Raw genomic sequence first — 22,022 nt, forward strand, 5'->3', positions numbered from 1 at the left:
CGTAGCCGCCGCGCACGTTGGATGATTGCTGAAAAGCGCCGCGAACAGTTTATATCGCAGCAACGGGTTCTATTATAGGTTAATGAGGCGAATGTTTTATGTCCAGTGAACCATTTCATTTGACCGATGCAAATTTTGATGAAACCGTGAGTAAAAACAAGATGGTTCTTGTTGATTTTTGGGCTGCTTGGTGTGGTCCTTGCAGGGCTTTGGCGCCAACTATCGCGGAGCTTGCAAAAGACTACGACGGAAAAGTGCTTATCGGAAAACTAAACGTCGACGAAAACCCAAAAACCGCCGAGAAATTCCAGGTCTTTAGCATACCCACCGTGGTCGTAATCAAAGACGGCAGCGAAGTAGACCGCGTCGTCGGTTTGGTTCCCAAGAAAAGCTTTGACGCCGCCTTAGAAAAACACATGTAACCCACCCAAACAGCAAACAAAAAGAAGAGCTCTTTTTCTTTTTTAGCTCTTAATTTTTTCGTTCATCTTCTCTAACGTCCAGCGTATGCTCGATTTAAGCTCCCTGAACCGTTCGTCATCCACGTTCTTCAATACAATTTCACGGATCAAATCGCCTTCACGCACGATATTGTACGAAAACATCTGTTCAGGCGTCAACTGCCCCAACCGCGCCAACTCTGCGTCTTTATCTTGCATCTTAGCCAGCACGCGGTCAATTAGAAAACTGCTAAACGGCGGCGTATTTACGTCAAACTGTTTGCTTTCATCAGGCAAAACATGCAGCTCGTCTTTCTCCACATAAACCAAAGCCAACGTCTCATCAGATAGGGTTTTGAGGGGTATGGCATTGTCGGGTTCGCCGCCTTTGTAGCCTGTGGGTTTGGAGGGTTTGGGTTGATTGTCAGGTTCAGAGGTTGGTTGCTGCGGCGTTTGTGTGGGCGGTTTTTGTTGTGGTTGTGGTGTTTTGGCGTCTTGAAGGCTGCCGCGTTTGAATCCTTTCTCCAGCAGGACCATATTTACTGCGTCAAGGCTGTCTCTAATCTCTGCTGCTTCAGCTTCAACAGCTTCCAAACGCTTCTCCAAACGTTCCTTAAGCCCCAAAAGAGCCTTCGTTCTATCAGAATCCTGAGCCATTAACCATCACACCCAACCAGTAAGCAGCACCTTACTTATCAAGCCTTTTAACAAAACCCTGTACAAACCTACTGCGAACTGATTTTCTTTAACTGGCGTTGATACATTTCTATGATTTCCTGTGAGGTTGTGGCGTCTTCGGCGGCTTTGTCTATGCGGTAGTTGCCTGTGAAGCGTGGGAACCTGATTGCTAAGCCGCTGCCCTTGCGAATCGAATCCATGGCTGCCATGTGAATAGGGCTCAAAGTGATTTCGGCGCCTAGAACCTCCATGACCAACGCGGGTTCAAACCAGACATCCGCTTCCACAGTGGACTGCACGCGCGGCGGCTTATGCGCGACCTCATGCTTGCGCAGTAACTCAGGCAACTTCGCCAAGTCCTCATCAGTAAAGCCCGTACCACATTTGGTTACCGTCTCAAACGTGTCCGTGTCCTTGTTGTACGTCGCCAAAAGCAGTGCACCGTAGGCTCCTGCACGTCTGCCCCTGCCATGTATGGCGCCCACCACCACAAGGTCTACGGTGTCGTTCATTTCGCTCTTGTAATCGCGTTTGTACTTTATCCAAAGCCACCCACGCGCGCCCGCTTGATACACGGATTCTTTGGCTACGGATTTACACATCAGTCCTTCGCAGCCGTCTGCAATGGCTTCCTCAAAAAACTCCTCCAACGCTTTGGCTGTGCTGACTTTGCGTTGCTTGGCAACGGTGACTTTGTCGTTTTTCTTTATGGTCTCTTCTAAGGCTTTGCGCCGTTTGGGGTACGCCTGCTGTGTTAGGTCTTCGCCGTCAACGTAGAGGGCGTCAAACATGAAAAGCGCCACAGGATACTGCTCTATGGCTGCTGTGATTCCGTATTTGCGCCTGCGGTGCATCAACTCCTGAAACGCGCGCATCTCCCCCGTCTCCAAATCCATAGCAACGCATTCCCCCTCCAAAATTGCGTCCTTGGCTTTCACGTACTTTTTGATGAGGTCTACGGTGTCGGGGTACTGGTCAGAAATCTTTTCTAGGCGTCTGGAGAACAGGTTTATTTTGTCTCCTTGTTTGTGGATTTGTATGCGTTCGCCGTCGTACTTGTATTCTGCCACGCATTTTCCGTTGAATTTCTCGAGGATTTCTTCGGGGGCGGCGAGGCGTTCTGCTAGCATGGGGCGGATGGGTTCGAAGACTTTGACTTGAATCTGTTTTATGCCCTCAATGCCTTCGTCGGCGACTATGCGTGCTACGCGTCCTAGGTCGCTGCAGATGTTGTAGGCGCGTTCTATGGGTTTGCGGTTTTCTTTTCCGCCGCCATACGCTATGGCTAACGCGTCAAGAACAGTCATGTCTGCTATGCCCAACCGCAGGTTTCCCGTTACGGTGCGTAGCAGGTATTTGGCTTCAGAGGGCGTGGCATCGCTAAGTAGTCCTGAGAGCATAGCCATCTTCAAATCCACCGCGCCCGAACCCGTCGTCTTTGCCATCTTATCTAACGTCTCATATACGCGCGAAACTGTGAGGGTTTTTTTGAAAAACGTGGTCTGCTGATTTTTGGCTATGACGTTCTGGGCGGTTTTGCCTATATCCCCTGTTATTTTGAGGTCGTCTAAAATGTCTGCTTGCCGTTTTCCTGAAACCCGCGACAACGCTTTTATGGCTAGTTTTTCGGCTACGCCTATTTCTATGCCTTCAAAGTCGGGGTACAGTTTGCCTTGGGTGAGGTAGACTACTTTGCCAAGCAGGTTCGTGGGCGTTTTCTGAAGCAACTCCACCAGCAAATCCGTCATTTCCAGCCGCTTAGTAGTAGCTTCAATCTTCTCGTACGCCACGGCAATGTCAACGTAATCCAACAAACAAACCTCAATGCAAACTATAGGTTTAGAAATATGTTAAAAAAGCTTTCAGGATACCTCTGACCAAGAAACGTGTTTAGCCAGCTAATGGAAAAGAAGATGGAAAATGGCAGGTCTCGTTTTGGTCTGGTTAATGTGTCTGGAAAGTTTAGTTTCCGTCCACTAGGTGAGCGGTTCCGTCGGGGCAGTAGACTTTGTTGCCTTTTGCAACTTCGACGTAACGTTTGCCGCAGGGTTTCATTTGGCTACAGCCGTCACAGTCTCTTGATAGCATCTTCGCTTTTCGCCTCCTATTTACCATCCTCAAGCGTTTTGGAGCAGCCCTTATTGGGTGCTGCCTAAGGTTTGTGAATGCAAACAAGGTCAACCGCGGTCTTTTATACTTTATGTATACAAAATCAATATAACTAATCTACTAACTGAGGGTTTGGCTTCGAAACTCTCTTATGCCCCCATGCCGTAAACACAGTATTGGAGGTACAATTATGGATTTTGAAGAATGCCTTAAATTTGCAAACCAAAACCCCGCAAGCTTTTTCGCCACCGTAGACCAAACTGGGCACCCCCGCGTCCGAGGACTGCTCATGTGGTACGCAGACAAAACAGGGTTTTACTTCCAAATCGGAGCCATGAAAGACCTCTACAAGCAACTTCAGCAAAACCCAAACGTCGAAGTCTGCTTCTTCAACAACAAACTAGAAGGCGGCATCATGCTACGCGTCGCAGGCCAAATCGAATTCTTAGACGACACCGAACTAAAACGCAAAGCAATCCAAGACCGCAAATTCCTACAAACATGGGGATTCACACCAGAAAGCCCCGACCTCATCATCTTTCGCATACCCAAAGGACAAGCCCACACCTGGACCATGAAAACCAACTTCGAACCCAAAAAAATAATCAACTTCGGCTAAAAAACCAGCAGACACGCACACAAACCCAAAAAGTAGACCCCCTCCCCCCCTTTTCTGCATACAATTAAAATTTGGAGGCTGATAGGTTGGTGTGAAGGTGGGGTTTTAGAGGTTTTGTTTGATTTTTTGTGCGGTTTCTTCTAGTTGTTTTCTGTCTGCGAAGGTGAGTTTGGCGAAGTTGGGCATTTTTTGGTCTTTGAAGCGGGGGATGATGTGTACGTGTAAGTGGAAGACTTCTTGTCCTGCTGCTTTTTCGTTTTGCTGGATTATGCTTATGCCGTCGGCGTTGGTGGCTTTTTTCACAGCGGTGGATAGGCGTTTGGTTATGGCGTATGTTTTGCTGATTAGCTCTTCGGGGGTTTCGTAGATGTCTTTGCAGTGTTGCTTGGGAATAACCAGCGTATGCCCCAGGTTAACAGGGCGAATATCCATAAACGCAAAAACATCATCATCCTCATACACAATACTCGCAGGCGCTTCTTTACGCACGATTTTACAAAATATGCAACTCTCACTCACAGCTAACACCACTACTACTGCTCACTGCCACAATAACCACGCAACAGTTTAAATCCATTCCGAACCCAACCAGCATCTTGCAACATCAACCCCTTCTTTCCACAAAAGAAAAGGTGGGGGTGGGCTTGGCTATTTCATTTTGCTAAACGCCCGGGTTCCGATGGCTATCATGCCGACGGCGAAGAGGCACAGGATTGTTATGTCTATCCAGAGGGGTTGGGTGGCGGTGTAGGCTGTGCCTATGAGGATTTGGCGTAGGGCGTCGATGCCGTATGTTAGGGGGTTGAATGCTGAGGCGATTTGCATCCATGCGGGTACGCCTTGGGCTAGGGGGCCGTTGATGGGGAAGAGGGCTCCGCTGAGGAAGAATAGGGGTAGGTTGATGAAGGTTTGTATGGCTCCGAAGCTTTCGAGGCTGCCCATGACGCTGGCTAATGTGAGTCCGACGCTGACTAAGCCAAAGGTGATAAGCAGCATAATGGGTATGCACGCTGCGAATGCTACGGGGTTTATGCCTATGCCTAGCGCGGTGCCCACGGCGAACACGATTGCGCCCTGAAGCAGTGCGTCTGTGCTGTCGCCAAGCATCTTGCCCATGAACATGGAGAACCGTGAAATCGGCGCGACCAAGATTTCTTTCATGAACCCAAATTCTCTGTCCCAGATAACCGATATGCCCATGAACATGGACGTGAACAGCAACGTTTGTCCCAAGATTCCTGGGAACAGGTACTGTTGGTAGTCGATTCCTGGCGCGGCGAAGTGTCTGGCAAAGCCTGCTCCAAAAATTACCAGCCAAAGCAGGGGCTGAGCTAAACTGCTAATCACTCGGGTGCGGTCTCTGGTGAACCGTTTAATTTCCCGCAGCCAAAGCGTATAGAAACCGCGTAGTTCGCTCAACGGATTTTCCTCCTTTGAATCGCAGCAAACCCGTGCAGTTCACGGCTGTTATCCGAACGTATTTTCCTGCCCGTGTAATGCAAAAACACGTCCTCCAAGTTGGGTTCACGAAGCACCACTGAGTCTATGAAGAACTTGTTTTGCGCTGCAACCTCCATGATCCGCGGCATAACCGATCTTCCACCCCGCACCGTTATCTCCAAGGCACCGTCCACTATGCGGCTCTGGGACAGCCCAAGTTTCTCCGAGAGCAGGGCGGTTAACTCGTCGATTTTGTCGGCTTTGAGAGTTACAACATCGCCCTCTAGGGTTTCTTTTAGTTTGGGTGGGGTGTCTAATGCGATGAGTTTGCCGTGGTCGATGATGCCGATGCGGTCGCTGAGTTTGTCGGCTTCGTCCATGTAGTGGGTGGTTAGGACGATGGTTATGTCGTGGGTTTCTTTGAGTTCGCGGATGTAGTTCCAGATGTGGTCTCTGGTTTGGGGGTCAAGCCCTACGGTGGGTTCGTCTAGGAACAGGACTTTGGGGTAGTGGATTAAGCCGCGTCCAAGTTCTAGTCTGCGGCGCATGCCTCCGCTGTAGGTTCGCAGCAAATCGTCTGCGCGGTCTTCTAACTCGACTAGTTTGAGGACTTCGTTTATGCGGTTCTTCTGTTCGCTTACGGGAACGCCATACAAATTAGCGTGCATCCAAAGGTTTTCTCTGCCTGTCATGCGGTCGTCGATGCTGGGGTCTTGGAAGACGATGCCTATGCTTTTGCGCACTTTCATGGCTTCCTTGACTATGTCAAACCCGTTTACCGTGGCAGAGCCGCCTGTGGGTTTTAGAATTGTGCAAAGCATGTTGATGGTGGTTGTTTTGCCTGCGCCGTTTGGACCCAGAAAACCAAAAATCTCGCCTGAATCCACAGATATATCCAGCTTATCAACAGCTGTCAATCCGTTAAATGACATAGTTAACTGGTTAGTTTCAATAACTTTTCCCATTCTTTTCACCTGCTTTATCTTTGAAGAACTGCTCGTATGACGCGCGTGGCCTTGACTATGTTTTCTCTTTCGCCCGCATCTGTTTCAAGCAGTTTTTTTGCCAAATATGCCAAGGTTCCCCTTCGTGAACTCTCCAAAATCTCAAGTCCCTTTTTAGTTACAGCCAGTTTGACTCGCCTGCGGTCTTGCGGATGCTCTTCACGCTCCATCATCCCATCGTTTATGAGGTCATCCACCAGTTTCGAGGTTGAAGGCAAAGTGGTTCCCATGTGGCATGCGACTTCTGATAGTGACGACCCCGTGTGGTGTTCTACAAAAACCAGTGTGCGAAACTGTGGCACTGTCAAGTCGGGGGTTCTTCGGCTGCACATCTGAGACCTGATTTCTCTCATTATAAGTGGTGCGGTTTCAAGGAGTTCTTGGGCGCATTCTTCAGGAGTAACCGACATATTAATTTCAGTTTCTAATAGTTAGAAAAGCTAACTAATTAACGTTTTGCCCAAAAAACACAAACCAACACAACCAACCCCCAAAACCTACACTCTGGACCTTGCAACAGCAACAGTAATTCCTTTAAGGAAAAACCGTCTCTGCCTTAATGGAGAACCCAATGTTTGTTCACGTGAGCGTCCGCGTAAGTGATATGGATCGGTCTGTTGAGTTTTACTCTGGCTTTTTAGGGTTGGAGCTTAAAAGCCGCCGTGAAATTGCGCAGAATAACGCTGAAATTGCGTTTTTGCAAGACCCAGAAGAAAAAGGTGCCCTGCTGGAGTTGACCTGCTACCGTGACCAGAAAGAGTTTTTGCAGGCTGACTACGAAAAACGCGTCTTTGACCATTTGGCTTTTACCGTTACGGATTTGAACAGTTTGGTGGAAGCGATGCGCAAGGCAGGGGTAACCATAACTGATGAACCCTACCGTTTAAGCGCCACTGGCTCCTTGATGGCATTCGTAGAAGACCCCAACGGCACCCTAATAGAACTAATCGAGCGCTCCAACGCAGCTGACTAAACACTGATTTTTATCTCTCCATCTTCCACGGTTACTTCGTATTTTTGCACAGGCTTCTTCGCGGGTCCTTTGAGGACATTTCCCGTTTTCACGTCAAAAACTGAGTTGTGACAGCCACATTTCACCGTGCCATCCTTTAGTACACCACTGCTTAACTTACAGTTCCTATGTGTACACTTGTTTCCGATGGCATACATGGTTCCATCCAAATTCACCAGCAACACTGACTCACCTTCCACATCCACCGCCTTCATCTCATTAGAACCCAAATTCACCTCAGAAGCAGAAATCTTTACAACAGCCATTACATAATTCACCTCCCAAAACAACCATCACCTATCTATTGGGTAATCAGAAATAAAACAGTTCTTCTCTTGGCTGTGGCTGCAGGTTTTCCGTAAGCATTAAATTGTGCCTTGGCTGCTTTTTTAGTGGAGACGCGTTTTTATGTCTGAAATGAATTTTGAAGGAAGCGCCACTTGGAAAAGCGGCACCGAATGCGACTTAACCGTTAAAGGCAAACAAATCGCAACCGTAAGCCCCCCGCCCTCGTTTGGCGGAAAAGAAGGTTTTTGTGTTCCCGAAGAAATATTCGCCGCCGCCTTAGCCTCCTGCATGAATACCCTCTTCTTGCTAATTGCCAAAAACAGCCAACTCGAACTTGAAAACCTAGACACCAAAGCCGCAATCACCATGAACGTAGAAAGCCTAGAAAAACTACTTTTCACAAAAATCCACTTCACCATGACCGTCAAACTACAAAAAGACAACGAACACGAACGCAAAAAAGCAAGCAAAGTCTACGAAATGGCACAAAAAATCTGCCCCATACGCCAATCCTGGGGAGAAGGCGTACCCATCAGCTTTGACTTAATCTTCCAATAACCCCTTTTTGTTTTTTGTTTATTTCTATGTTTTTGTTACGCCGTGTGCGGTTTTTTCCCAGTAGAAGGGTTTGGTTATGAGTTGTATGAGTCCTCTCCATGATGCGATGCTTATGATTAGCCAGTAGATCGGCATTGCCAGTGCGAAGGGGATTGATTTGTATTTGCCTTTTTTTATGCACGCAACTACGTACAGTGTCAGGTACGCAGAGTTGCCTACTAGCAAGTTGAAGATGCATATCGATTCAATTGGCAGCAGGAACAGGATACTGAGTACTCCAGGCACAAACAAGCCTACCGCCGTTAGTATCCAAAGCAAAGGATTGATAACGGGCATGAAAATTGAGCCGCCAAACGTGAACTGGAACAGCCCAAACCGTTTCCACCCCAATTCATCAATCAACCTCTTTGGATGCCTCATATGCACCAGATAAGTTTGGACATGGCCTTTGTACCATCGCGAACGCTGTTTTATCCATCCCCCAACAGTAAGAGTTGCTTCTTCGTACGTGTAGGTTTCTATCATGGCGGTTTTGAGTTTTCTGCGGGCTATTCGTACGCCTAGGTCGGCGTCTTCGGTTACGTTGTATGGGTCCCAGCCGCCTAGTTCGCGTAGGTGGTCGATTCTGAAGTGGTTGCTGGTTCCGCCAAGGGGTATTGGCACGTCGACTCTGTCCAAGCCGTCTAGGTAGAAGTCGTACCAGTACGAGTATTCGATGGAAAACCATTTGGTTAGCAGGTTTTCGTTGGCATTGTAGAAGTTTAGTTTGCCTTGTAGGCACGTGACTTTTTTGTCGGCTACTTCAAACGCGTTGGCAGCATACCTTAGTTGTTGGAGGTCGGGGCTGTCTTCGGCGTCGTAGATTACGCAGTATTTGCCTTTTGCTCTAATCAATCCATAATTGCATGCACGCGGCTTAGTTGTAATATCTGCCATTGGTATCACAACGGGATCAAAAGTTGTTAAGAAACGACGGTACTCCTCTGTGGGAATGCCTTGAGCACGCTTCTTGGGTTCCCCAAACAACCCCAAATCTTTGGCTTCTTGGATGGTTTCTTTATCTTTTTCTTCCATTAAGATTTTGACGTCAAGCTTTTCGTTGGGGTAATTCATCAGGTACATGTTGCGCATAATTTGGGACAGAACTTTGGCTTCGCGGTAAACAGGAACAAGCACCGTGTAAATTGGCAGTTCATCATCGCTTAGTTTGTTGGTTTCCTCTATGGTGTGGGATGCGTTTTGTTCTTGCTGGAAACCTTTTATGGATATGTAGATTTTGATGGGGTTGATGAGAAAGTACACCGCGTTTATTGCTGCGAAGAACACCGCAAACGTTATGGCTGAGCCGAGTATGGCTGCCACCGAAAGAGCCAGCAACGTACCCACAATCCAGTACTTTTGTTTATTCGTAAGCACCTTGTGCGCCGACTCGTCTGGGCTTCTGTAAAGCAGGTCAAGCAAAGCCGTGTGTTTATGAATCTCGCTGTAAACCTTCTCCACAGACATATACACAGATTCCCAAGATGCCACATACCAGCTAACTACCCGTTTCCCCATAAGGGTCTGCAGAATCATCATGGCTTTGAGGTTGAACGGGTTTGAAACCGCCAAACTCGCCTTTTTTTGGGTAATCCGGGTGGGTATTATCATGTTGTCTTCTACGACGCGGTAGGGCAGAACTTTTAGGACTTTGCATCTTTCGGTGTTGTTGTAGAGTCTTCTGGCTTGAGTTTTGCTCAGAAAAGGAAGCTGCAGTAGGGTGGCTAATTCTTCAAAGAATGCCTCGGGTACCTTGACTTTGGCTTTGCGCAGCACGGGAATAACGTTTTCCCTTTTAACTGCTGGTGCATCCAAAAGATACGGCTCTTCAACTCCGTGTTTTCGCAGCAGCCAAACAAGTTGGTCTTTACTGAAAAAATCTGGGCTTTGCGGCTTTTCAGTTTCTCCAATAGACGAAGCATTTGTCTCTATGGTTGCATCTGCTGTCGTGCTTTTTCCATAGCTGCATCCAACCGCAAATTCTATATTTTCCTCTGTTTGAGTTATAATAATGCCTTGTGAACCCCGAATCTGAATCAAAAGACATTGCCGCGATGGTTTTGTTTTTATTGAAACGTATTACATGATAAACAAGCAAGCTTAAGTCGAAATATTTTTATTTGCATATCGACAATTGTAGCGCACTGAAAAAGAGAGGAGAAAAGGCTTTGACAAATAACTTTAAACTGAACAAAAAATTTGTGACTGCGTTTGTTTTGGTTGCTCTTTTTGTATCAACTATGTTTGCAGCCCTTCCAGTTCAAGCCGTAGACCCTGACCTTCCTGAAATAGAATTGACGGTCGTTGGAGCTGACGGCACCCAAATTGTCCTAGACGAAGACGACATCGATGCCATGACCCACATTTATGGTGAAGGTGCAATGGTGAAAACAAGACCTCCCTACGGCACTAGTGGTCCATTTAATTACACTGGTGTTGGCGTTGCTGAACTCTGCGACTTGGTCGGCGGCTTAGTTAGCAAGAGCCAAATCTACGTCTACGCTGACGATGGCTACTGGGTTGACTTCACCTACGAACAAGTACACGACGGCATATTTGAGACTTGGGAGCAGACAGTACCAAATACGGAGCCAACAAACCCCCAGGACAGCTATGGCATGAACCTTATACTCGCATACTACATTGACATGGGCAGCGGTAACGAACTAATTGCAGACGGTCCATTGCGCTCAGTCCCAGTTGGTGACCCCACAGACCGCTACACTACCTCAAGCTACTGGAACAAATACGTAAACAAAGTCGCAGTTATCGGCGGAACCACTAGCTTGACCGTTGCATACGTCCCCGACACAGTGGACAGAACTGTTCCTGAAGACGCAACCATAAGCGGCGTTCTAACTGACGTAACCGCAGCAGCAGGTATCGCAGGCAAAACAATAAGCCTCTACCGTTCTGAAGGCGCAAACTGGGTACGAATCGGCCAAACTACAACCGAAGCTGACGGCAGCTACAGCTACGACTGGACACCCAACGTCCCCAACGGCTACTACCACATAAAAGCTGAATTCGCCCAAGACACCGAATACTTTGAAAGCACCGCCCAAACAGAAGCACCCATGCTCGGCGTACACGTTGTCCCCGAATACACCCTAGGCGCCCTACTAGCAATCGCAGCCTGCTTCGCAGCACTACTAGTCTACCGCAAAACCAAAACCACCGCTTAAACAGCCAACAAAAACGTTACTACTTCCCACAAGGAAGTAACGTAACCTTCTTTTCTTTCTTATCAAAAAACACGTTCCCCGTCGAAATATTTTTATGTGCACATCGCAAAGTGTGCAGTCAGAAAGGAGACGAACCAAAATGCCACACAGCTCAGGTTTATCAAAAATTCTATCCGCCTTACTAATCATAGTTGTGGCTACAGGAAGCGCAGCCGTAGCCTACACCGTATTCACAGAACCCACACCCTCCCCGCCTCCTACCCCGACCCCAACAGCTACTCCAACCCCAACACCCTCCCCGACATCCACTGCAACACCTACCCCGACCCCAACAGCTACTCCAACGCCCACACCTACTCCGACCCCAACGCCCACGCCTACAATTACTCCACCGCCTACGCCAACTGCAACCCCGACCCCGACACCCACGCCTACAGCTACACCTACGCCAACACCGACTCCCACTCCAACGGCAACCCCTACTCCAACGCCCACAGCTACCCCGACCCCAACGCCAACCCCCACTCCTACTCCCACCCCGACACCTACTCCCACCCCGACACCTACTCCCACCCCCACTCCTGCCACGCCTCCTCCACTCCCGCCTCCTACCCCGACCCCAACAGCTACTCCAACGCCCACACCTACTCCAACTCCTACACCTTCTCCTACTCCGAGTCCTGATTTAGTGGTAGTTGGTGCTGATGGGACTACTCGCGGGTTCACGTTTGCTGAGGTAGAGGCTATGGGCGCGGTTACAGGTGATGGTCAGTACGTGAATACTTTTCCAACTGCTAGAGGTCCTAACAGCTACACTGGTGTTACGCTTGCTGCGCTTTGCAACACCGTAGGTGCTCTTGGTCCCTCAAACGTAATCACAACTGTATCTGGTGACAGCTACGTTACAACTTTGACGTATGACCAAGTGGTGAACGGCAACTTGGAGACCTTCAACGAGGTGCGAGAAGACTCCCAAATTACGTCTGGGCAGACCCTGCTGTTGTCTTACAAGATTGACGGCGACTACTGGGTTTCCGATTCAGGACCACTACGGCTGGTAATCATCAACACCCCCTCAGACCGCTACAGCGACTCAACACTATGGGCTAAAAACATAGTACGCATAGAAATCAGCTAACAAACGGGCAACCAATAAAATCAGCTAACATGGCGCCTTCGGGCGTTCAACTGCACTTTTTTGGTGTGTCGTTACCTGTTTAGCTGCTTTAGAAGCTCCTGTGCATCTGCAGGCGGATAACCTGAATAATACTTGCTAAAATAGCCAAAAACCACCGTTTTTTCTTTTGCCGCCGCTTGCAGCTTATGTGCCCACTGCCCGATTTGCACTGTTTTGTCAACTTCAACCTTGCTAAGGCTGCCCGTGACGGCTTTTCGGTCGCCTTCCCATCGCACGTAAGCAAAATCCGATGTCTCTTCTTTGGTAAGGGGCATTTTGGCTGCGTCAACCCATGCTAAGGCGATGTTGTTGTCGTGTAGAATCTTGTAGACTTCGCTGGTGAGCAGGGATTTGTTTCGGATTTCGATGGCGTAGCGGCAGGTTTTTGGCAGGGCATTTAGGAAATCTGATAGCTGGCTGAAGTGTTGTTGCCTGAACATGGGTGGCAGCTGGATTAGCAGGGCTCCACGTTTTTCTTCAAGCCCCTCTGCGCGTTCAAGGAACACCTGCGTTTCTTCTTGGCAGCCTTTTAGCAGCTTCTCATGCGTTATCTTCTTGGGGAACTTGAGCGAGAACATAAAGCCGTCGGGTGTTTGCTGTTTCCAGTCAAGCACGGTCGAGGCGCGTGGTATCCGATAAAAAGTGCTGTCCACTTCAACGCTGTCAAAATGCTTTGCGTAGTATGCAAGAAACTCTTTGGATGGGAGTTTGTCGGGGTAGAAGGTGCCTTTCCAGAAGCTGTAGCTCCAGCCCATTGTGCCAACGTGCACTTTTCTGTTTAGTCTTTTGCTTTGAGCATCAACCAATTTTTATCGCCGCCCTTCTTCAACGGCACCAACACATACCGCCCCTCAAGCCGCTTCCCCTTCAACACAACCTCAATCATCTTCCTCTTCTCCCAAGCCTTCTCCTCATACGTACCCTTATCCCAAATAATCACTTTGCCTGCGCCGTATTCTCCATTTGGAATTTCCCCTTCAAAACCCGCATACTCCACAGGATGGTCTTCAGTTTCCACCGCCAAATGCTTCTCCCCCTCCTGCGGTATGCCCTTTGGAACAGCCCAACTCTTCAAAACCCCGCCGCGCTCCAACCTAAAATCATAATGCAACTTTCTAGAATGGTGTTCTTGGACAACAAAAATCCTGTTTTCACCGCTTTTACTTTGCGGGTTGCCTTCGGGTTCGCTGGTTTGCTTGAAGTCTCGTTTTGAATGGTATTCATGCAGAGGTTTAGCAGAGGCTACTTTTAGCTGGTCAGTGGTGCATTCTTCAGGTTTCTTGTCCCTTCGCAACCTTTGAAAACGCGGCATCCTCAAACGCATATCCCTTGTAACTACCTGATAAACAACTTCACATACAAACTTGGGCTCCAACCACGTAACCTCCTCAACAATATCCACCAAAAAAGGCGCAACACTCACTTTTATCTTTTGAAACTCCTCACGAAGCTCCTCCAAAAGTTTTTGCGAAAAACCTGTCCCCACCTTCCCCACATATACGGGTTTTTCATCTCCAGCTTGGTAAAGACCCAAAAGCAATGCCCCAAACGTGTTTTCCCGTGCTCCTGTTCCTTTGGTGTAACCAAAAATGACGCAGTCACAAGAACGAAGCTTTTTGATTTTAAGCCAATTGCCACTTCGTAGCCCCTCTGCGTAGACGCTAGTTTTCTTTTTCGCCATAACCCCCTCTAAGCCTTTCTCCATAACCGCATCAAAATACGCCTCGCCTTTTTCTTCCACATAATCCGCTAGCAAAACATTCTCGCTTTCCTGCAAGGTCTCTTTGAGCACCCGTTTACGCTCCATAAGCGACAAATCAACCAAAGACTCCCCATTTTTCTCCAAAACATCAAAAACAACATACACGGCGGGGCTGCGTTGAGCTTTAAACCTGATTTCTGTTTGGGCGCTGCTTTTGTTTCTTTCAAGTAACGCTTGGAAATCTACGTTGCCCTCTTTTAAGATGATGATTTCGCCGTCAAGAACCATTTGAGCGGTTTGGTTTTCAAGTTCCTGTAGCTCGGGAAATATGTCCTTGAGTTCTTTGTTGTTGCGGCTTTTTAGGCTCAACTGGGCGTCGTTGATGTAGGCGAGGGCTCGAAAGCCGTCCCATTTCACCTCGAAAACCCAGTTTTTATCAGTGAAGGGTTTGTCTGCGACTTTGGCAAGCATGGGTTTGTATGTGCGGGTCATTTCTTTTCCAGCTGTTTGAGCGTTTCCTGCAAAGCAGCCATGAGTTCCTTGACTTCTTCTTTAGGCGCTTTTTCCACCGTGACGGTTTCGCCTTTGAGTTTCTTCTCGATTAGCTCTTCTACTTTTTGCCTGTAGGTGTCCTTGTACTGGGTTATGTCAAATTCGCCTGAGAGGTCGTTTATGATTTTTTTGGCAAGTTCCAACTCGGTTTTTGAGGGCGCCTTTAGCTTTTTGAGTTCCTCGGTGCTGTGCGGGTCACCCACATCATACGCGTAGCGTAATGTGGTCAAAACCAGAGCTTCCTTGTATGCGTGTACCAGAGCAGGATACTCTTTGGTTCGCAACGTAATTTTTCCAACTGCCGCCTTGCCCATTCTACCTAGAGCTGTTAAAAGTAAACTGTATGCATCATTACTCTTATCAGGCATCAACGCATACGTTTTGTCAAAATACACGGGGTCAACGCTTAGGTAATCTACAAACTTATCCACGCGAATTCGCTTATCAGACTCAGGCTTAATTGCCTCCAACTCTTCCTTCTCAAAAATCACGTACTCGTCCTTGGCGAACTCGTATCCACGCACCACTTCCTGCCACGAAACCACCTTCCCATCTTTCGTGCAGACTCTCTCATACCGCAGCGGATGCTTATCCGTTTTATGCAGAAAATGAAAGCTTATACCTCGGTCAAAAATCATCGCATACAACTTAACAGGGATGTTAATCAAGCCAAGCGATATGCTTCCCGTCCACATCGACCTCTTGGAAATGGGCACCTGCTCCACGTAATCGTCAGGGGATTCTTTGGGTTTAGATTCAACCTGCTGATTGCTTGCAGACTTTTTCTTCAACTATTTCCCTCCAGTTTTTGCCGATTCTCAAAAATACCTTCCCAAGGGTCCTTGTTTATCTTGGGGATACTGTGAATATTAAATTCGGAGGGCTTTATGCTTTTCTTAACCTCCTTCCAGTCCAGCGGCGTAGAAACTGACGCATCATTGTTTGCACGTAAGCTGTAGGGGCATGCCATGGTTCGTCCATGCGAGTTTTGAGTATAATCCACAAAGACTTTGCCTGGTTTTTTGGTGTCCTTGAATTCCGAAACAACCACCTCCAACTCTTTGGTTAACTGCTGCCCCAAGCTATGCACAAACGCCCGCGTTTTCTTAAAATCGTATCCATTCACCACGGGAACCAAAACATGTAGCCCCTTCTTCCCCGACGTTTTGACATACGACAAAAGCCCCAAATCGTCAAGCTTCTCCTTAAGCAATAGCCCCACCTCAACCGCATCTGCAAACGCCGCAGGAGGCTCAGGGTCTAAATCAAAAAAAGCAAAATCAGGCATCTCCCGAGAATTGGCCCTAGACAGCGGCATGTGAAGTTCAACTGCAGCCAGATTCGCAAGCCAAATCAACGTATCCAAATCATTACACAAAACATAGTGAACATCACGTTTCGCCGTCTGTGAATACAACGTTGCCGTTTTCACCCAGTCAGGCTTGCCCTTTGGCGCATCTTTTTCATAAAACCCCTCCTTATCCACGCCGTTGGGATATCGGGTCAAAACAAGCGGGCGGTCAACCAAAAACGGGAGTATCTTGGGCGCAATTTTGATGTAGTATTCGATGAATTTAGCTTTGGTTATGCCCAACTTTGGAAACAGCGTTTTACTCAGATTCGAAAACTTTACCTTAGTTAGCTTCTTGGTCATTACAAAAAACCTTGACCCTAAAGTGAATACGCTGCAGCAGTTAATTATTCTTTTACTACATTGTATGTTAGCCAAACCAGCCCTTTTCCGCGTGGCTCCTGCTTGAGTAGCTTTAATTTGATGTTTTGGCTGATGCTGCCAAACATTCCGTAAGCATTTTCTCCAACGACTATGGGGTGCACAAGCAAGCTTACCTCCGAAACCAAGCCCTGCTCCAAAAGCAGATTCCCCAAAATCCTGCCAGTATCAGTCAAAACCGTCTTCGCCTCATAACTACGAGATAAAACCTCCAACGCCAACCTCAAATCCACCGAATCCCTGCCCACAACATGATAATCATAGTTTCTTTCTTCAAGAAAATTACGGTACGTCTTTGGCGTTTTTTCTGAAACCAACACAACGATGTCTCTGCAGTATTCCAGTCTGCGGCAAGTATGCAAAACCTTCTCTAAAATGCCCTTGCTGTCAATTACCGCCCAATACGCAAGCGCGGGGTCTCTTTTTGGCTTCTCAAAATCAGTTTCTTCTTCTGGTTTGATGGGGCTCCCAAACATTTCAGCTCCCGTTTTCATCGTGTTTGACCCAACCAAATGAACTTGGGGCTCATATTCTCGAGCGATTTGGTAATGCCCCGTCATATCAGGTTCAAAACCAGTCAATGAACCATCCAAACTAACTGAATTATGAATCACAACCTTTGGCAACATATGTTTCCCCGTTTCCAGTAAGATCTGCCTAACCTTTAACGGTTTAGTAACCTGAAGCGGCGACCTTAACGCAGTTTTGCTACACATAGAAATTTGATGTGCCAAAGAAAAACTGGTGCCTTGCACGTCATCTTATGTGTTTGTTGATGTACTGTCTGCAAAGAAAGCGGGGGAGGGGGGGGGTTAGAGGAATCTGCGGGGGTCAGTGTCTATGTCGACTATGGTGGCTTTGGGGGATGCGAGGGCTTTGTCGACTGCTGCTTCGAGTTGGTTGGGTTGGGTGACTTTGATTCCTGTGCCGCCTGCTAACGTGGCGTATTCGGCGAAGTTGAAGTCATGCAACTCAGTTTGGCTGCTCTTGTACCCTTCTACTTTTTGTTCTTGCATAATCATGCCCAGATGCTTGTTGTTTATGATGAAAACCTTCACGGGCAACTGGTACTTCAAAGCCGTCAAGAAATCACCCAAAACCATCGTGAAGCCGCCATCGCCTGAAACGCAAATTATCTGCCGCTCTGGATACGCAAGCGCAGCCGCCATGGCACCAGGCAAACCTGAACCCATAGATGCCAACAACCCACTCATTACCATCTTTTGCGTCTTCTTCATGGAAAAGTTCCTGCCAAACCACCAGCCATTCTCCCCCACATCCAAAGCAATCACAGCATCCGACGCGATTTTCTCGTTGAGGACTTTCATTATGTATTGGGGTCGAAGAGGCGAAAGCCTGCCGTCGGCTTCGTGCAACAGCTGGTTTTTCCATTCTTGCTTTAGCTGGGATAGCTCGTTTAGGTAATTCGTGTTCTGTTTGGGTTTTACTTTGGCGGCGAGTTTAGGCACAATCACTGCGCTGTTGCCCAGAAGTCCCACTTGGGCGGGGTATCGTCTGCCGATGTTTTTCATGTTGATGTCGATTTGCACCAGTTTTTTCTCTGGCAGATGCGTAAGGTCACTAAATGATGAACCCGCCACAACAAGCAGGTCGGATTTGCGGACGAACTCGGCAGCCGCTAACGTGCCCAAGTCTCCATGGATGCCCGCGCATAAGGGGTGGTCTTCGTCGATTACGCCTTTTGCCCTAAACGTCGTCACTATGGGCGCGGAGATTTTCTTGGCAAGGGCTAAGAGTTTGTTTCCTTGTCCTCGGGCGCCGTATCCTGCAACAATCACGGGGCGCTGCGCTTGGTCTACAAGTTGAGCGGCTTTGTCTATGAGAAATTCTTCGGCTCCAAAGGCGAGGTTTGGCATTCTGCCTTCTAAGGGTTGAATCGGCGCGTCATAGGGCAGTTTTTGTACGTCGTTGGGTATTCCGATGTTACTGACTCCGCGGTCAAGAAGCGCCGTTTTCACTGCAAGCGTGGCTAACGTGGTTGTCTGCTCGGGGCTCATCAGGGTCTTGTTGAAAACGCACATGGGCTCAAAGAAGCTGTGCTGGTCAATTTCCTGAATCGAACCCGGTCCAATGAATTGCCTAGCGACCATGCCTGATAAAACCAGCACCGGCGACTGGTCTAAGCTGGCGTCAAATAGGCCTGTAGCCAAATTTGTTGTGCCTGGTCCAGAAACCGTCAAACACGCCGCAACATTTCCCGTAAGCTTTCCATACGCTGAAGCCATAAACGCCGCAGCCTGCTCATGCCTAACCTGCAGGTACTGGACTTTAGGGTTTTTCCGTATCGCATCGACCACACCCAAAGTTGAAGTGCCTGGAACGCCAAACACGTACCGAACACCCCACTGAGAAATCTGCTCAACAAGAACATCCGAAACCGTCCGACCCGACGCAGCCTTCTGGGACGTAGGCTCTGCATCTTCGCTTAGCAGCACAAAAACGTTCGCGGGAACCCCACAAACAGGACATACCCACTCCTCAGGCAAATCCGAGAACCCAACTTTTTCTTTAGCTTCATCATAAACGTAATTACAAACCGTACAACGATACCTTGCCATCATAACACCTCAGAAAACAGTACTACCAACGTGTTTTGCTCTTATCTGCTTTTTGGAAACCCATCAACTTTGCTGCAAGCGGCGCCGTAGTTCGAGGCAATGTAAAAGTGTAAGTGCTGAGTTTGGGCTCAGAGTGTGTTGAACTGCTTAGTTAATGGCGCACCATTCTAGCGGTTCTACTCTGAAGACCCAACTCGTTTTTTCATAGACTTTCCAGCATTTAAAGTCTTGCGCATTAGCAATTAGTATTTTCACAATAGACAATTTGGCGTGTTTTTGTGGGGCTTGCTTTGAGGGGTAAACTTTTATTTTTAGGCTCTGTAGAATTAGTTTGTTTCTTTGCGAATTACTTGAAGGTGAATTATGAAGTGTCTACTGAATTGTCTGCGAAGCAGCTTAGAAGAACCTGTGACCCTCGTCTTTTGCAGTGCAAAACCACCAGTGAACTCAAACCTCTTCAGGAAATAATTGGGCAGGAGCGGGCGGTTCGTGCCTTGAAGTTTGGTTTGGGCATCAAGAATCATGGTTTTAACATTTACGTGGCTGGTTATCCTGGGACGGGGCGGACTACGGCGGTTAAGAATTTTTTGGATAAGCTTGCTCAGGCAAAGCCTGTTCCGTCGGATTGGTGTTATGTGAACAATTTTGAAGATGAATACACGCCAAAAGCTATCGAGTTGCCTTCGGGGAAAGGTAAGGTTTTCCAAAAGGACATGAAGGCGTTTATTGAAAATGCTCAGCGTGCGTTGCGTAACGCCTTTGAAAGTGAAGACTACAGCATCCGCCGTGAACAAGCCATCAAACAAGTAGAAGCCCAACGCAAAAAACTCATCGAACAACTCAACAATGAAGCCCAAAAAGAAGGCTTCGTCATCCAAAGCGGACCCATGGGTTTACTGCTCATCCCCGTAGTCAACGGCAAACCCCTAAGCCAAGAAGAAATCCTCGCGTTGTCCCCCAAAGACAAAAGCGCAATCCAAGAAAAACGCTCCAAACTTGAATCCAAACTCCGCAGCGCCATGAGGCAATTCATGGATGTAGACCGCAAAGCCCAAGAAGAAATCGACAAAGTCAACCGCGAAGTCGCCATGTACGCCATCGGAAACCTAGTCAACGCGCTCGCCGACCGCTACAAAGGCTTCTCGGACGTCGCAGATTACCTCAAAAAAGTCCAAACAGACATCCTTGACAATTTTGCCAAGTTCATACAAGACCCCAAAGAGCAACAACAAGCACAGGCTCCCCTCCAGCTGCCGTGGATGCGCGAAAACGCCCTACGCAAATACGAAGTCAACGTCATCGTAGACAACTCCCAAGAAACAGGCGCCCCCGTCGTCATGGCCTCCAACCCCACCTACCATCACCTGTTTGGACGAATCGAACGCGAAGCACAATTTGGCGCCTTGATTACCGATTTCACCATGATTCGCGGCGGCTTTTTGCACAAGGCAAACGGTGGCTACCTCATTGTTCCTGTGGAGGAGCTTTTGCGTAACAGTTTTTCGTATGAGGGTTTGAAGCGTGCCTTGCAAAGTCAGCAAATCCGCATTGAAGAACTTGAGGAACGCTACGGATTCGCGGTTACCAAGAGCCTTAAGCCCCAACCCGTCCCCTTAGACGTAAAAGTCATACTCATAGGAGACCCCATCCTGTACCAGCAACTGTACGCGTTAGACAAAGACTTTAGCGAACTCTTCAAAGTAAAAGCCGACTTCGACACCACCATGCCCCGAACCGAAGACTGCAACCAACAATACGCCGCCTTCATCTGTACACTGTGCCAAAAAGAAAACCTCAAACACCTCAACGGCTCAGGCCTAGCCAAAATCATCGAACACAGCAGCCGACTCGCAAGCGACCAAACAAAACTCTCCACCCACTTCGCCGAAGTCGCCGACATCGCACGCGAAGCAAACTATTACGCCCAACAAGAAAACGCCTCCCACATAACAGGCGAGCACGTGAAAAAAGCCGTTGAAGAAAAACTGTACCGATCCAAAATGATTCAGGAAAAACTCCAAGAAATGATTCAACGCGGCTTTTTGCTCATCGACACCAAATCCCAAAAGGTCGGGCAGGTTAACGGTTTGTCGGTTTCTTCTGCAGGCGACTTTGCGTTTGGTATGCCCTCTCGCGTGACTTCTAGCATCGGTTTGGGCAAAGAAGGCGTGGTCGATATTGAACGGGAAGCCAAGATGGGTGGTCCTATTCACACGAAAGGCGTGTTGATTTTGAGCGGTTACTTGAATGAGAAGTATGCTAAGGATAAGCCGTTGAGTTTGTCGGCGCGGCTGGTGTTTGAGCAAAACTACGGCGGCGTAGACGGCGACAGCGCTTCGAGCACCGAGTTGTACTCGTTGCTCTCTAACCTCTCTGGCGTGCCTATCAAGCAAAGTATTGCGGTTACGGGTTCGGTGAATCAGCGCGGCGAAGTGCAAGCTATCGGCGGGGTCAACGAGAAAATCGAGGGGTTCTTTGAAGTCTGCAAAGCCGAAGGGCTAACAGGCGAGCAGGGCGTCATGATTCCAGAAAGCAACGTTCAGAACCTGATGCTCAAAGAAGAAGTCGTCGAAGCCGTAGCCCAAGGCAAATTCCACATCTACGCAGTCAAAACCATCGACCAAGGCATCCAAGTCCTCACAGACAAAAAAGCCGACACCATAAACACGTTAGTCGACAAACGCCTCACAGAAATGACCCAAAAACTCTCATCACTCGCAGCATACAACCCCCAAACCCCCGCCCCCAAAGAAAAAACCCAACCTTAACCTCCCTCTCACCAATTTTCCATCCGCTACCCCTTTCTTTTTTGGGTAGCATTTGCTGCTTATTTGAGCAGTTTGGAGAAGAAGTGAATAAACCCTGTTGCCTCAACTTGTTTGTGTTGTAGTTATGTGCATAGAAGCCG

At 48.2% G+C, this 22,022-nt stretch carries 23 protein-coding genes; 8 read left to right on the forward strand and 15 right to left on the reverse strand.

The annotated features are described in order from the left end of the window. Positions 1 to 98: 98 nt before the first annotated feature. Positions 99 to 422 carry a thioredoxin gene (gene trxA, locus NWF04_02180; GenBank protein MCW4005396.1) on the forward strand — a complete coding sequence of 108 codons (324 nt, stop codon included), beginning with the start codon at positions 99 to 101 and terminating at the stop codon, positions 420 to 422. 42 nt (positions 423 to 464) lie between these two features. On the opposite strand, the gene NWF04_02185 is transcribed toward trxA, so the two are convergent. From NWF04_02185 to NWF04_02195, 3 genes are all read right to left on the reverse strand, one after another. Beyond that, positions 465 to 1,097: a hypothetical protein gene (locus NWF04_02185; protein ID MCW4005397.1), complete on the reverse strand. Its 633-nt coding sequence runs from the start codon at positions 1,095 to 1,097 to the stop codon at positions 465 to 467. Between the two features lie 68 nt (positions 1,098 to 1,165). Continuing rightward, entirely contained in the window at positions 1,166 to 2,929 is a 1,764-nt protein-coding gene (locus NWF04_02190; protein ID MCW4005398.1) for an ATP-dependent DNA ligase, read from the reverse strand. A 151-nt stretch (positions 2,930 to 3,080) separates the two neighbouring features. Next, positions 3,081 to 3,206 (reverse strand): hypothetical protein, encoded by a 126-nt coding sequence (locus NWF04_02195; protein ID MCW4005399.1) that lies wholly within the window; start codon positions 3,204 to 3,206, stop codon positions 3,081 to 3,083. Positions 3,207 to 3,417: 211 nt separating this feature from the next. Between NWF04_02195 and NWF04_02200 the strand changes: the two genes are divergently transcribed. Further along, positions 3,418 to 3,846, forward strand: a complete 429-nt coding sequence (locus tag NWF04_02200) for a pyridoxamine 5'-phosphate oxidase family protein (GenBank protein ID MCW4005400.1) — start codon at positions 3,418 to 3,420, stop codon at positions 3,844 to 3,846. A gap of 105 nt (positions 3,847 to 3,951) precedes the next feature. On the opposite strand, the gene NWF04_02205 is transcribed toward NWF04_02200, so the two are convergent. The 4 genes from NWF04_02205 to NWF04_02220 form a co-directional block, all read right to left on the reverse strand. Continuing rightward, entirely contained in the window at positions 3,952 to 4,365 is a 414-nt protein-coding gene (locus tag NWF04_02205; GenBank protein ID MCW4005401.1) for an HIT family protein, read from the reverse strand. Positions 4,366 to 4,494: 129 nt separating this feature from the next. Next, positions 4,495 to 5,265, reverse strand: a complete 771-nt coding sequence (locus tag NWF04_02210; protein ID MCW4005402.1) for an ABC transporter permease — start codon at positions 5,263 to 5,265, stop codon at positions 4,495 to 4,497. After that, the gene (locus NWF04_02215) at positions 5,262 to 6,251 is read right to left on the reverse strand and encodes an ATP-binding cassette domain-containing protein (GenBank protein ID MCW4005403.1); all 990 of its coding nucleotides are present in this window, start codon (positions 6,249 to 6,251) and stop codon (positions 5,262 to 5,264) included. The genes NWF04_02210 and NWF04_02215 overlap by 4 nt, the downstream gene beginning before the upstream one ends. Positions 6,252 to 6,265: 14 nt before the next feature. Next, the gene (locus tag NWF04_02220; GenBank protein MCW4005404.1) at positions 6,266 to 6,700 is read right to left on the reverse strand and encodes a MarR family transcriptional regulator; all 435 of its coding nucleotides are present in this window, start codon (positions 6,698 to 6,700) and stop codon (positions 6,266 to 6,268) included. 161 nt (positions 6,701 to 6,861) lie between these two features. Here NWF04_02220 and NWF04_02225 point away from each other — a divergent pair, with 161 nt between their 5' ends. After that, positions 6,862 to 7,263 carry a VOC family protein gene (locus tag NWF04_02225; protein ID MCW4005405.1) on the forward strand — a complete coding sequence of 134 codons (402 nt, stop codon included), beginning with the start codon at positions 6,862 to 6,864 and terminating at the stop codon, positions 7,261 to 7,263. On the opposite strand, the gene NWF04_02230 is transcribed toward NWF04_02225, so the two are convergent. Next, on the reverse strand, positions 7,260 to 7,568 hold the full coding sequence (locus NWF04_02230; protein ID MCW4005406.1) for a Rieske 2Fe-2S domain-containing protein: 309 nt from the start codon (positions 7,566 to 7,568) through the stop codon (positions 7,260 to 7,262). The genes NWF04_02225 and NWF04_02230 overlap by 4 nt on opposite strands. Before the next feature lie 142 nt (positions 7,569 to 7,710). Between NWF04_02230 and NWF04_02235 the strand changes: the two genes are divergently transcribed. Continuing rightward, positions 7,711 to 8,148, forward strand: coding sequence for an OsmC family protein (locus NWF04_02235; protein ID MCW4005407.1), 438 nt, complete (start codon positions 7,711 to 7,713; stop codon positions 8,146 to 8,148). A 24-nt stretch (positions 8,149 to 8,172) separates the two neighbouring features. Here NWF04_02235 and NWF04_02240 read toward each other — a convergent pair whose 3' ends face one another. Continuing rightward, the gene (locus NWF04_02240) at positions 8,173 to 10,227 is read right to left on the reverse strand and encodes a glycosyltransferase (protein MCW4005408.1); all 2,055 of its coding nucleotides are present in this window, start codon (positions 10,225 to 10,227) and stop codon (positions 8,173 to 8,175) included. A gap of 128 nt (positions 10,228 to 10,355) precedes the next feature. On the opposite strand from NWF04_02240, the gene NWF04_02245 reads away from it, so the two are divergent. The 3 genes from NWF04_02245 to NWF04_02255 all read left to right on the forward strand — a co-directional run bounded on the left by NWF04_02245 (position 10,356) and on the right by NWF04_02255 (position 12,510). Next, the gene (locus tag NWF04_02245; protein ID MCW4005409.1) at positions 10,356 to 11,372 is read left to right on the forward strand and encodes a hypothetical protein; all 1,017 of its coding nucleotides are present in this window, start codon (positions 10,356 to 10,358) and stop codon (positions 11,370 to 11,372) included. A 96-nt stretch (positions 11,373 to 11,468) separates the two neighbouring features. Then, the gene (locus NWF04_02250) at positions 11,469 to 12,056 is read left to right on the forward strand and encodes a hypothetical protein (protein MCW4005410.1); all 588 of its coding nucleotides are present in this window, start codon (positions 11,469 to 11,471) and stop codon (positions 12,054 to 12,056) included. Between the two features lie 61 nt (positions 12,057 to 12,117). After that, complete coding sequence (locus tag NWF04_02255; GenBank protein MCW4005411.1) at positions 12,118 to 12,510, forward strand: hypothetical protein; 393 nt, start codon at positions 12,118 to 12,120, stop codon at positions 12,508 to 12,510. 71 nt (positions 12,511 to 12,581) lie between these two features. Here NWF04_02255 and NWF04_02260 read toward each other — a convergent pair whose 3' ends face one another. The 6 genes from NWF04_02260 to NWF04_02285 all read right to left on the reverse strand — a co-directional run bounded on the left by NWF04_02260 (position 12,582) and on the right by NWF04_02285 (position 19,114). After that, positions 12,582 to 13,355 carry a DUF72 domain-containing protein gene (locus NWF04_02260; GenBank protein MCW4005412.1) on the reverse strand — a complete coding sequence of 258 codons (774 nt, stop codon included), beginning with the start codon at positions 13,353 to 13,355 and terminating at the stop codon, positions 12,582 to 12,584. Further along, the gene (ligD, locus tag NWF04_02265; protein MCW4005413.1) at positions 13,328 to 14,743 is read right to left on the reverse strand and encodes a non-homologous end-joining DNA ligase; all 1,416 of its coding nucleotides are present in this window, start codon (positions 14,741 to 14,743) and stop codon (positions 13,328 to 13,330) included. The genes NWF04_02260 and ligD (NWF04_02265) overlap by 28 nt, the downstream gene beginning before the upstream one ends. Then, positions 14,740 to 15,594, reverse strand: a complete 855-nt coding sequence (locus NWF04_02270) for a Ku protein (protein ID MCW4005414.1) — start codon at positions 15,592 to 15,594, stop codon at positions 14,740 to 14,742. The genes ligD (NWF04_02265) and NWF04_02270 overlap by 4 nt, the downstream gene beginning before the upstream one ends. Then, entirely contained in the window at positions 15,591 to 16,457 is an 867-nt protein-coding gene (ligD, locus tag NWF04_02275; GenBank protein MCW4005415.1) for a non-homologous end-joining DNA ligase, read from the reverse strand. Before ligD (NWF04_02275) ends, NWF04_02270 begins: the two co-directional genes overlap by 4 nt. Positions 16,458 to 16,501: 44 nt before the next feature. Continuing rightward, positions 16,502 to 17,164: a dihydrofolate reductase family protein gene (locus NWF04_02280; GenBank protein ID MCW4005416.1), complete on the reverse strand. Its 663-nt coding sequence runs from the start codon at positions 17,162 to 17,164 to the stop codon at positions 16,502 to 16,504. 183 nt (positions 17,165 to 17,347) lie between these two features. Beyond that, entirely contained in the window at positions 17,348 to 19,114 is a 1,767-nt protein-coding gene (locus NWF04_02285; protein ID MCW4005417.1) for a thiamine pyrophosphate-binding protein, read from the reverse strand. 368 nt (positions 19,115 to 19,482) lie between these two features. Here NWF04_02285 and NWF04_02290 point away from each other — a divergent pair, with 368 nt between their 5' ends. Next, complete coding sequence (locus tag NWF04_02290; protein MCW4005418.1) at positions 19,483 to 21,882, forward strand: AAA family ATPase; 2,400 nt, start codon at positions 19,483 to 19,485, stop codon at positions 21,880 to 21,882. The last annotated feature ends 140 nt before the right edge of the window (positions 21,883 to 22,022 follow it).

Source organism: Candidatus Bathyarchaeota archaeon, from assembly GCA_026014465.1.
Classification (GTDB): Archaea; Thermoproteota; Bathyarchaeia; order Bathyarchaeales; family Bathycorpusculaceae; genus JADGNF01.

What these genes read in the sequence shown, in the direction of transcription:
- NWF04_02285 (MCW4005417.1), bottom strand. Translation starts at nt 19,114, where the DNA reads ATGGCAAGGTATCGTTGTACGGTTTGTAATTACGTTTATGATGAAGCT.
- NWF04_02185 (MCW4005397.1), bottom strand. Translation starts at nt 1,097, where the DNA reads ATGGCTCAGGATTCTGATAGAACGAAGGCTCTTTTGGGGCTTAAGGAA.
- ligD (MCW4005415.1), bottom strand. Translation starts at nt 16,457, where the DNA reads ATGACCAAGAAGCTAACTAAGGTAAAGTTTTCGAATCTGAGTAAAACG.
- NWF04_02225 (MCW4005405.1), top strand. Translation starts at nt 6,862, where the DNA reads ATGTTTGTTCACGTGAGCGTCCGCGTAAGTGATATGGATCGGTCTGTT.
- NWF04_02220 (MCW4005404.1), bottom strand. Translation starts at nt 6,700, where the DNA reads ATGTCGGTTACTCCTGAAGAATGCGCCCAAGAACTCCTTGAAACCGCA.
- NWF04_02235 (MCW4005407.1), top strand. Translation starts at nt 7,711, where the DNA reads ATGTCTGAAATGAATTTTGAAGGAAGCGCCACTTGGAAAAGCGGCACC.
- NWF04_02280 (MCW4005416.1), bottom strand. Translation starts at nt 17,164, where the DNA reads ATGTTGCCAAAGGTTGTGATTCATAATTCAGTTAGTTTGGATGGTTCA.
- ligD (MCW4005413.1), bottom strand. Translation starts at nt 14,743, where the DNA reads ATGACCCGCACATACAAACCCATGCTTGCCAAAGTCGCAGACAAACCC.
- NWF04_02215 (MCW4005403.1), bottom strand. Translation starts at nt 6,251, where the DNA reads ATGGGAAAAGTTATTGAAACTAACCAGTTAACTATGTCATTTAACGGA.
- NWF04_02230 (MCW4005406.1), bottom strand. Translation starts at nt 7,568, where the DNA reads ATGGCTGTTGTAAAGATTTCTGCTTCTGAGGTGAATTTGGGTTCTAAT.
- NWF04_02195 (MCW4005399.1), bottom strand. Translation starts at nt 3,206, where the DNA reads ATGCTATCAAGAGACTGTGACGGCTGTAGCCAAATGAAACCCTGCGGC.
- NWF04_02200 (MCW4005400.1), top strand. Translation starts at nt 3,418, where the DNA reads ATGGATTTTGAAGAATGCCTTAAATTTGCAAACCAAAACCCCGCAAGC.
- trxA (MCW4005396.1), top strand. Translation starts at nt 99, where the DNA reads ATGTCCAGTGAACCATTTCATTTGACCGATGCAAATTTTGATGAAACC.
- NWF04_02255 (MCW4005411.1), top strand. Translation starts at nt 12,118, where the DNA reads ATGGGCGCGGTTACAGGTGATGGTCAGTACGTGAATACTTTTCCAACT.